The 6,175-nt window shown below is 69.2% G+C and carries 5 protein-coding genes; 4 read left to right on the forward strand and 1 reads right to left on the reverse strand.

Translation table 11 applies throughout. The features are described from left to right. The first annotated feature begins 132 nt into the window (after positions 1–132). The 3 genes from HW130_RS34985 to HW130_RS34995 all read left to right on the forward strand — a co-directional run bounded on the left by HW130_RS34985 (position 133) and on the right by HW130_RS34995 (position 2,378). Positions 133–594, forward strand: coding sequence for a molybdenum cofactor biosynthesis protein MoaE (locus HW130_RS34985; RefSeq protein ID WP_177153799.1), 462 nt, complete (start codon positions 133–135; stop codon positions 592–594). A 433-nt stretch (positions 595–1,027) separates the two neighbouring features. Next, positions 1,028–1,204, forward strand: coding sequence for a hypothetical protein (locus HW130_RS34990; protein WP_177153800.1), 177 nt, complete (start codon positions 1,028–1,030; stop codon positions 1,202–1,204). A gap of 85 nt (positions 1,205–1,289) precedes the next feature. Then, positions 1,290–2,378 carry a PDZ domain-containing protein gene (locus HW130_RS34995; RefSeq protein ID WP_177153801.1) on the forward strand — a complete coding sequence of 363 codons (1,089 nt, stop codon included), beginning with the start codon at positions 1,290–1,292 and terminating at the stop codon, positions 2,376–2,378. Positions 2,379–2,505: 127 nt separating this feature from the next. On the opposite strand, the gene HW130_RS35000 is transcribed toward HW130_RS34995, so the two are convergent. Then, entirely contained in the window at positions 2,506–3,084 is a 579-nt protein-coding gene (locus HW130_RS35000) for a PPA1309 family protein (RefSeq protein ID WP_177153802.1), read from the reverse strand. A gap of 137 nt (positions 3,085–3,221) precedes the next feature. Here HW130_RS35000 and HW130_RS35005 point away from each other — a divergent pair, with 137 nt between their 5' ends. Then, positions 3,222–6,110: a UPF0182 family protein gene (locus HW130_RS35005; RefSeq protein WP_177153803.1), complete on the forward strand. Its 2,889-nt coding sequence runs from the start codon at positions 3,222–3,224 to the stop codon at positions 6,108–6,110. Positions 6,111–6,175: the final 65 nt, after the last annotated feature.

Below are 6,175 nucleotides of genomic sequence, written 5' to 3' on the forward strand. Positions count from 1 at the left end.
CTGTCAACAACGCTCGTGCTCAATACATCTAGCCGGAGCACGTCGTCCCTGTAGGAGGCTCCAAGTCCGGCCGGTGCCGATCCGTGCGAGAGGCTGTTCCGCGCCGTCGGTGCCATGGGGCACGATGTCCCCATGGCACGCACGTACGACCACCCCGGCGAGCAGGCGGCGCAGGACCCCATCCGGCTGCTCGCGATCCGTGACACTCCGCTCTCCCTCGACGAGGTCTTCGCGGCCGTGGGCGACGACGCCGCGGGCGGCACCGCGCTGTTCGTCGGCACCGTGCGCAACCACGACGGCGGCGCCGACGTCGACACGCTGGGCTACTCCTGCCATCCGACGGCGGAGGCGGAGATGCGCCGCATCGCCGAGAAGGTGACCGCCGAGTACCCCGTGAGGGCGCTCGCCGCCGTCCACCGTGTGGGTGACCTGGCGGTCGGGGATCTCGCGGTGGTGGTCGCGGTTTCGTGCCCGCACCGGGGGGAGGCGTTCGAGGCGTGCCGGAAGCTGATCGACGATCTCAAGCACGAGGTGCCGATCTGGAAGCACCAGAAATTCTCGGACGGCACGGAGGAGTGGGTCGGAGCCTGCTGAGCGCCGGGCACAGGACTGGGGGTCCCCCCGCCGAAGGCAGGGGGAGGGTCGGGGCCTGCTGAGCGTCGGGCACAGGACTGGGGGTCCCCCCGCCGAAGGCAGGGGGAGGGTCGGGGCCTGCTGAGCGTCGGGCACAGGACTGGGGGTCCCCCCGCCGAAGGCAGGGGGAGGGTCGGGGCCTGCTGAGCGTCGGGCACAGGACTGGGGGTCCCCCCGCCGAAGGCAGGGGGAGAGTGGGAGCCTGCTGAGCGCCGGTGCCGTCTTCGCGGTGGTTCCCTGACGAGCCGTCAGTGCGTTTCCGCCCGTGAAACCCGGTCCGCGCTCATCCGCCCCGATTTGCGTAACCGCACCCCTGCCATGAGCGTTGATCTCGCAGATGGGACTAATCTGCTGATCACTCAGTTGCGTTCACTCATGGGGTAGGGAGGTCGCGATGGCAGTTCTGGCCTGGTTGCTGATTCCGCTTTTCGCTGCTGTCGGTGCGGCGATATGGGCCGGCTGGGCTCAGCGGAACCGCACGAGCGGGGACATCGCCGAGCTCGCCGGGTACGCGCGCTTCCGTGACGCGATGGAGAAGGCTGCCTCCGGTACGGATGTCGTCCGACAGTGATCCCGAGCGTACGCAGGTGCCGGGAGGCCCTCGTACGGAGCGGCCCCGGCCGTACTCGCACAGGCTCGTCCCGTACTGTCGTTCCATGCCACGCCGCACTGCGACGATGCTCGCCTCCACGCTCGTCTTCATCGCGCTGCTCTGCGCAGGCGTCTTCTTCAAGGTCCCGTACGCGGAGATGTCGCCCGGCCCGACGGTGAACACGCTGGGCTCCGCCGACGGCGAGCCGGTGCTCAAGATCTCCGGCCGCAAGACCTTCCCGGCGAACGGGCACCTCAACATGACGACCGTCAGGGTGACCGGGGCGGACTACGAGATGAGCCTCGTCGAGGCACTTTACGGCTGGCTGGCCCACGACAACGTGGTGGTGCCGCACGAAACCCTCTACCCCGGCGGGAAGACCGAGGAGCAGTCGACGCAGGAGAACGCCGAGGAGTTCAGCCAGTCCCAGGAGAGCGCCAAGGTGGCGGCTTTGCGGGAGCTGAAGATTCCGGTGACGTCGCGGGTGGTCGTCTCCACCGTCGTCAAGGGCTCCCCCTCGGAGGGCAGGCTGCACGCCGGCGACGTCATCCGCGCGGTGGACGGCGCCGAGATCAAGGAGCCCGGGGACGTCGCCGAGCAGGTCGTGAAGCACAAGCCGGGCGAGGACGTCGTCTTCACCGTCGTCCCGGCCAAGGCGGCCGCCGCTGCGGAGAAGGCGGGCAAGGAACCCCAGGGCACCCGGAAGGTCACGATCACCACGGTGAGGGCCCAGGACGACAACCGCGCGATCGTCGGCATCCAGGCCGGGACCGACCACACCTTCCCGTTCACCATCGACATCCACCTCGCCGATGTCGGCGGCCCGAGCGCCGGCCTGATGTTCGCCCTCGGCATCGTCGACAAGCTGACGGAGGGGGACCTCACCGGCGGAAGGTTCGTCGCGGGGACGGGCACGATCGACGACGAGGGCAAGGTCGGCCCGATCGGCGGAATCGACATGAAGCTCGTCGGCGCCCGCAAGGCCGGCGCCCAGTTCTTCATGACCCCCGCCGACAACTGCGCCTCCGCCGCCTCCGACACCCCGGACGGCCTGACGCTGGTCAAGGTCGACACGATCGCCGACGCGACGAAGTCCCTGGCGAAGATCCGCTCGGGAGACACCAAGGGCCTGCCGAGCTGCGCGAAGGGCTGAGCCCGGGCAGACGGGGCCGCCGGCCGCAGTACGGCGGAGCGGGACACACGGCGCGAGGGCGCCGCCGACGCGCACAGCGATCCGCGCGTCAGCGGCGCCCTCGCCGCGTCCGAGCCCTTCGGCTCGGTCAGTCCTCGAACGTCGCCGACAGCGCCTCGGCGAGGCCCGGCACCAGGCCGCCGCCCGTGAGCACCTCGTTCGGCGAGTCCTTCTCGCGCAGACGCAGGGCCGACTCCCGGGCCCCGTCACGGAGCACGGCCACCGTCATCCGGACCTCCTGGCGGTCCGGGTGCGAGGCGACCCACTTGGTCAGGGCCGCCTCGTCGAGGCCGTCCGGAACGGAGGCCTCGGCGGACGGCGGCAGCATCAGGCGCTCCACCGTCAGCGCGCAGCCCGCGACCGCGTCGGGCCAGGCGATCGTGCCGAGGAACTCGTCGAGCGGGGTGCCGGCCGGGATCTCGTCCTGCTCGATGGGGGTGAGCGGGGCTGCCGAGTCGCCCTCGTCGAGGCCGAGCTGGGCGGCGAGACCCGGCTCCTGGGAACGCAGCTGAGCGGTGTCGACGAGGGCGAACAGCCGGGCCGGCTGGTCCCAGCCGAGCGTGGCGGCGTACTCGTCGATCTCGAGCACGGCCCGGGTGAGCGGGCTCGCGGCGATCGGGCCCGAAGGGGGCTGGTTGTCGGGGGCGGGGGAAGAAGCGTTGGACATGGTCAATATCCTGCCTCCTTCCTGCCCCGCGGCGGGAACTAGGTAAAGCCTCAGTAAGTTGCATCAGTGGGGCTCTACGATCGCGGGGCCCGAATCACACGACCGCGAACTTCGAGGTGCGCACGTTGGCTTTCCAGATGCCGGACCGCGGCGGAGGCCCGACCGGGCCACGGATGAGAGTGGGCCGGCCGTCCCGGCGTGTCCGCACCCTGCTCATGACCATGGGCGTCCTGGCCGTTCTGGCCATGGTGTTCGTCATGTTCTCCGGGTTCTGGACCGACTGGCTCTGGTACCGCTCCGTCAGGTACTCCTCCGTCTTCACGACCACTCTGTGGACCAAGATCGGACTGTTCGCCGTCTTCGGCCTGCTCATGGCAGCGGCCGTCGGCGTGAACATCTGGCTGGCCCACCGGCTGCGGCCGCCGCTCAGCGCGATGTCGCTGGAGCAGCAGAGCCTCGACCGGTACCGCATGGGTATCGCCCCCTACAAGAAGTGGGTGCTCCTCGCGATCACCGCTCTTGTCGGGCTGATCGCAGGCGCCTCCGCCACCAGCCAGTGGCGGACGTGGCTGATGTGGGTGAACGGCGTGCCCTTCGGCCAGAAGGACCCGCAGTTCAAGATGGACGTGGCGTTCTACGCGTTCGACCTGCCGTGGTACCGCTTCCTGCTCGGCTTCGGTTTCGCGGCCGTCGTGCTGTCCCTGATCGCCGCCGCCCTGACCCACTACCTGTACGGCGGGCTGCGGATCACCAGCCCGGGCGCGCGGGCGACGGGCGCCGCCACCGGCCACCTGTCGGTGCTGCTGGGACTGTTCGTGGCGCTCAAGGCCGTGGCGTACTGGCTCGACCGGTACGGGCTCGCGGTGAAGTCCAGCGACTTCAAGGCCACGAGCAACTGGACCGGACTGCGCTACGTCGACGCCAACGCGTATCTGCCGGCCAAGACGATCCTGTTCTGCATCGCGGTGATCTGCGCCGTGCTGTTCTTCGCCACGCTGTGGCGCCGGACCTGGCAGCTGCCGGTGATCGGCTTCGGGCTCATGGTGCTCTCCGCGATCCTGATCGGCGGGCTCTACCCGGCGATCGTGCAGAAGTTCCAGGTCCAGCCGAACGAGCAGGCCAAGGAAGCCGAGTACATCCGCAAGAACATCGAGGCGACGCGCAAGGCGTACGGCATCGACGGTGTGAAGCCGACGGACTACTCGGGCCGCGGACAGATCAAGGACGCGGGGAAGCAGCGCGAGGACGCCGACTCGGCGGCCAGCTACCGGATAAACGACCCCAACATCGTCTCGCCGACGTTCCAGCAGCTGGAGCAGGGGCGGAAGTACTACCAGTTCCCCTCCACGCTGGACATCGACCGGTACAAGGGCCAGGACACGGTCATCGGTCTGCGTGAGATCAACCTGCAGGGCGTCGACAAGCGCAACTGGATCAACGACCACTTCACGTACACCCACGGCTTCGGCGCCGTCGCCGCCAAGGGCACGGACACGGCCAAGGGCACCGGAGGGGCCCCGGAGTTCACCGAGTCCGGCCTCCCCTCCAAGGGCAGCCTCGGCGACTACGAGCAGCGGATCTACTACGGCGAGAAGACCACCCAGTACTCGATCGTGGGCGGGCCCCAGAAGGAGCTCGACTACGAGAAGGACGGCGGCGGCCAGGTCACCACGAGCTACGCGGGCAAGGGCGGCATCGACCTCTCCAGCGCTCTCAACCGCGCCGCGTACTCCGTCGCGTTCAGCGAGCCGCAGATCCTGTACTCGGGTGCGATCGGCGACGGTTCGAAGATCCTCTACAACCGCACGCCCAAGGAGCGCGTCGAAGCGGTCGCCCCGTGGCTGACCATCGACGGCGACGCCTACCCGGCGGTCGTGGGCAAGCGGATCCAGTGGGTCGTCGACGCCTACACCACGACCAACGGCTATCCGTACGCGTCCCGTACGACGCTCGGGGAGACCACCTCCGACTCGCTGACCGACCGGCAGCGCGCGGTGGTCGCCCAGCAGAACCAGGTCAACTACATCCGGAACTCGGTGAAGGCCACGGTCGACGCCTACGACGGCACCGTGACCCTCTACGAGTGGGACCAGAACGACCCGGTCCTCAAGACGTGGAAGAAGGCGTTCCCCGGCACGGTCAAGCCGAAGGCCGAGATCCCGGACGAGCTGAAGGCCCATCTGCGGTACCCGCAGGACATGTTCAAGGTCCAGCGTGAGCTGCTGTCGCTCTACCACGTCACCGAGCCCGCTCCGTTCTACAACGCGAGTGACGCCTGGCAGGTGCCGAACGACCCCACCAAGGCCGACAGCAACGCGGTCCCGCCGTACTACCTGTCCCTCAAGCTGCCGGGGCAGGAGCAGCGGCAGTTCGCGCTGACGACGACCTTCACCCCCAGTGGACGGCCCAACCTGAGGGCGTTCATGGCGGTCGACGCCGACGCCATGAGCCGCGACTACGGCAAGATCAGACTGATGCGCGTGACGGACGACAAGGTCGACGGCCCCGAGCAGGTGCAGAGCCGGCTCAACAGGCACGACCCCATCGCCACCTTCGTCCGCGACCTCAAGGGCGCCGACTCGACCATCAAGTACGGCAACTTGCTGACCGTTCCTCTGGACAGCGGCTTCCTGTACGTCGAGCCGATCTACGCCCAGGGCCGCGGCTCGGAGTTCCCGCTGCTGAGCAAGGTGGCCGTGGTGTACGGCCAGCGGATCGGCTTCGCCGACGATCTCGGCGGCGCGCTCTCGCAGGTGTTCGGCGAGGGTGCACCGGACGACGGGACCACCACCCCGCCGACCGAGCCCGAGGAGCCGCCGACGCAGCCCACCGAGCCGCCCGCCACGGGCGACGCGGCGCTCAAGGACGCCATCGAGGACGCGCAGAAGGCGTACTCGGACGGCGAGGCGGCGATGAAGCGGGGCGACTGGACGGCCTATGGCAGGGCGCAGGACGCGCTCCAGGAGGCGCTCCAGCGGGCCGCTGACGCCGAGGCCCGGCTGAAGGAGCCCGACCAGGGCGGATGACGGGTTCCGCCCCGCGTCGTGATACCTTTACGGCACAACGACGCGGGGTGGAGCAGCTCGGTAGC

It is taken from the genome of Streptomyces sp. PKU-EA00015 (genome assembly GCF_013387495.1).
Taxonomy (GTDB): domain Bacteria; phylum Actinomycetota; class Actinomycetes; order Streptomycetales; family Streptomycetaceae; genus Streptomyces.

What these genes read in the sequence shown, in the direction of transcription:
- HW130_RS34985 (WP_177153799.1), top strand. Translation starts at nt 133, where the DNA reads ATGGCACGCACGTACGACCACCCCGGCGAGCAGGCGGCGCAGGACCCC.
- HW130_RS34990 (WP_177153800.1), top strand. Translation starts at nt 1,028, where the DNA reads ATGGCAGTTCTGGCCTGGTTGCTGATTCCGCTTTTCGCTGCTGTCGGT.
- HW130_RS34995 (WP_177153801.1), top strand. Translation starts at nt 1,290, where the DNA reads ATGCCACGCCGCACTGCGACGATGCTCGCCTCCACGCTCGTCTTCATC.
- HW130_RS35000 (WP_177153802.1), bottom strand. Translation starts at nt 3,084, where the DNA reads ATGTCCAACGCTTCTTCCCCCGCCCCCGACAACCAGCCCCCTTCGGGC.
- HW130_RS35005 (WP_177153803.1), top strand. Translation starts at nt 3,222, where the DNA reads ATGCCGGACCGCGGCGGAGGCCCGACCGGGCCACGGATGAGAGTGGGC.